The organism is Bacteroides sp. (assembly GCF_029057325.1).
In the GTDB taxonomy this organism is placed as follows: domain Bacteria; phylum Bacteroidota; class Bacteroidia; order Bacteroidales; family Bacteroidaceae; genus Bacteroides.
The window spans coordinates 1-3,043 of the sequence record NZ_JAICZW010000008.1; the positions used below are offsets into that span (position 1 = coordinate 1).

At 40.2% G+C, this 3,043-nt stretch carries 4 protein-coding genes; all 4 read right to left on the reverse strand.

From position 1 onward, the window contains the following. The coding region (locus K2G43_RS00280; RefSeq protein WP_300152574.1) for a hypothetical protein at positions 1-461 on the reverse strand (461 nt) is incomplete at its 3' end. Continuing rightward, positions 451-1,095, reverse strand: coding sequence for a hypothetical protein (locus K2G43_RS00285; RefSeq protein WP_300152576.1), 645 nt, complete (start codon positions 1,093-1,095; stop codon positions 451-453). The genes K2G43_RS00285 and K2G43_RS00280, both read right to left, overlap by 11 nt. 13 nt (positions 1,096-1,108) lie before the next feature. Continuing rightward, complete coding sequence (locus K2G43_RS00290; protein ID WP_300152578.1) at positions 1,109-2,185, reverse strand: ATP-binding protein; 1,077 nt, start codon at positions 2,183-2,185, stop codon at positions 1,109-1,111. Between the two features lie 6 nt (positions 2,186-2,191). Then, entirely contained in the window at positions 2,192-2,956 is a 765-nt protein-coding gene (locus K2G43_RS00295; RefSeq protein ID WP_300152580.1) for a hypothetical protein, read from the reverse strand. Positions 2,957-3,043 lie beyond the last annotated feature (87 nt).

Consider the following 3,043-nt stretch of genomic DNA (forward strand, 5'->3'; position numbering starts at 1 on the left):
ATTTCTTCGATTCTCTCAGATATGGTGGATTCCGGCCATCGCCGGTTATTGAGTATAAATCCGGGCAGAAATGCCGACTCTTTGGGGAATCCATAAGCGACCAATTGCCAAAGTAAATCTGCTACAATCATTTCATCCGTTATTTTTCTCACGGTATCAGGCCTATTGAACATAGGCAACCATTGAATGCGACTGGCAAGAAGGCTTTCACCAATATTAGAGCCTATTACAGACGCATCGATCCATAGATCATGAACACCATCCCCCAAATAGTCTTTTTCATGAGCTTCAATCACACAATGAGAGTACTTACACGGATTAAAGGAACGCAAGGTTTCGAAAGCCATCATGAATTGGGGCCTCTTATCCTCCGCCTCCGGCACATGTCGGAGAATGTCGGAGAAAACATTATCGAAGTCGACTTTATTTAAGATATCATATAGTGTCATATCAGTATTCATGGGTACTTTTGTGAAATGAGAATGTTCCGGCTTTGTAGTATTCATGCATATTGTTGGAGTACATGGCATTTAGTGCTATCCACAATTGTTTTTCGGTAGCCCAAACACCGAAGGGAAGGTCGTCGAGGTCGGTGCTGCGTCCCTTCCGCGGATGACTCAAAAGCATATCAAGAAAGCGGACCAATCCATTATCCATATCAAATGGAAAATAGTTGTAAGGCTCTTTAAAATCATCCTGAAGCACAGTGAGATCACTATAATCAGTCAGCCGGTTGAATATCTCCAAAGCGGCTTTTCTTTTTCCTCCGGCTTCAAAAGGAAGTGTTACGAAACAATACCTATAGTCAGCATAGCTCCATAACTCATATATTATTTCCGTGGCATATTTCTGCGAACAGTCCTCGTCGAGACCGGTCACAAGAATTGCCATAAGTTCATTGTCGTCATGAATCGCCTCCCGACATTGCGCAATATCAGTCAGCAGGATGTGTTTATCCTCATCTTTGCCCCATTCAGACAAAAGACGATTGTCGGTATTGCAGTACTCAAAGCGGATGTCATCGTAATTCTTCTTTGCCCTGAGCCGATCGACAATCATCCCGGCTCTGTATCCTAATGCGACAACTCTAAACATAATTATCTTGGTGTCAACTGTTATCTATCCAGTTAAAGGCGCGTTTGAACGAACGCTCTAAATCAAGATTTAAATCAAATAATTTGGGCAAATTCCCACCAATCAGTTCATGAATGTATTGTTTAATGGATTTACCGCCTTCACACATGTCACGACTTGCAAGTTTAATCTTTGTACAAGATTCAAATTGTGGGTTTTTAATCAAGATATTGATACACATTATTAAGTCAGCAGGAATGTCACATTTCAAAACTCTGTGTGGTATCAGCTTTTTAAGATCTGCATATACGGCATCAATCAATGCTCTGACGTGAGGTCCGCCCATAATAGTAGGGTGTCCGTTTACGAATGAGTGTATTTGACCACCACCGGGATTAATAGCCGAGATAATAGCTATATCACATAGATTATCAACTATACGAATAGCCTTCTGACCGTCAGTGATTCCTGATATGTCATTGGCAAGACTAAGCATACCATCTGGAGCATAAAAAGTTTCGTTATCGAATCTAAGCCTCATGCCGGGATTGCACACTGAATAGATTTTCAATAGATTCCGGATATAGTCAACTCGTATTTTGTAGTTTTCAAAAATCTGACTATCGGGTATAAAGCTGACCGATAATCCGTCAGGCTCGTTTGTGGGTTGCGTTTCATCTATCGTGACAACCTTTCCTCGAACTGTTGTAATGCGCATCATCCTTCCGCCTTGGTAACTGGTGATAGTAGACTCTGAAGACAATGCGATAGCGACGATTAGTCCCACGCCATCTAATCCGACAGTTCTATGAGAGAACCCTGTTTTGTCATTGCTATTCACAAGCTTTTCCTTAAAGTGCTCGAGTCTGTCAAAGTCAATGCCGCGTCCAAAGTCGCGTACTGTAAGCTTATTACCATCGAGATTTACAATTATATCTTCACCATAACCAAATCGAAATTCATCGATGGAATTATTAATTGTCTCTTTCAATAGTATGTACAAACCATCGTCTGCATCCGAACCGTCACCTTGTTTCCCGACATACATACCGGGACGTAGACGAATATGCTCGTCCCACTCAAGTGTTTTTATTTTATTATCATTGCTCATGTCTCTTTAGTCCTTTTGAAGATTACATTTTTCTGCTTTGTTTAACCAATAGGCTTCGTCGCCAGCCCTGTTTCCTGAGGTCATACCTTTCGCGAATATGTCAGCAAATGCTTGACTTCTACCCTCATTGATGCATACGTTATAGATAGACATATACGACTGTGCTTCAGTGAGTGGGTTGGATGTCCATCCGGTTATCAAATCAAAATATTTGTCAGCAAATATGTCGTTTTCATTTGCAAAACGTCGACGAATGTTGAGACGCAGGTTTCTCATGGCAGAATTCCAATCACGATTTATAAGTGAGCGAAAAGCACACCTGTATCTATCGTCTAACGAACGTCCAGGTTTGCCGGATGCAACTCGCTCTGCCCAATCTTCGCTCTGTCCATAAGATAATTCTTCTAGATAGATGTGCCAGGAACCCAAAGAAATAAATTTGTTCCACATATAATATCTCAACGGTTCAAAATATCTTTTATCTTTGATACATTCATCAAGTTCGGTTACAGCGTTTTCGTCAAACAGTTTGCCGTATTCATTAACCATGAATGCTCTTGCCTTTTCCGGGAAATATTTTACAATTGATAACAGTTCATCATCCGAATAATTACGCAAAAAATCATCCAAATCATGACCCTGAAATAACTTATTCAGATCCTTTGGGATAATCAACTGATTAATATATTCGAAAAATTGGTCAATTTTGTTTATTTTGAATATAAAAGCACGCCCTATAGAAATATTGAATTTGAAAAGGTCATTCTGCATCAATAGTTCGTTAAAAAATTATATTACTGTCCGCTAAACTATAAAAAGGAGAGTCCAACTTCCTGCATGACAGAAGTTGGGCTTACT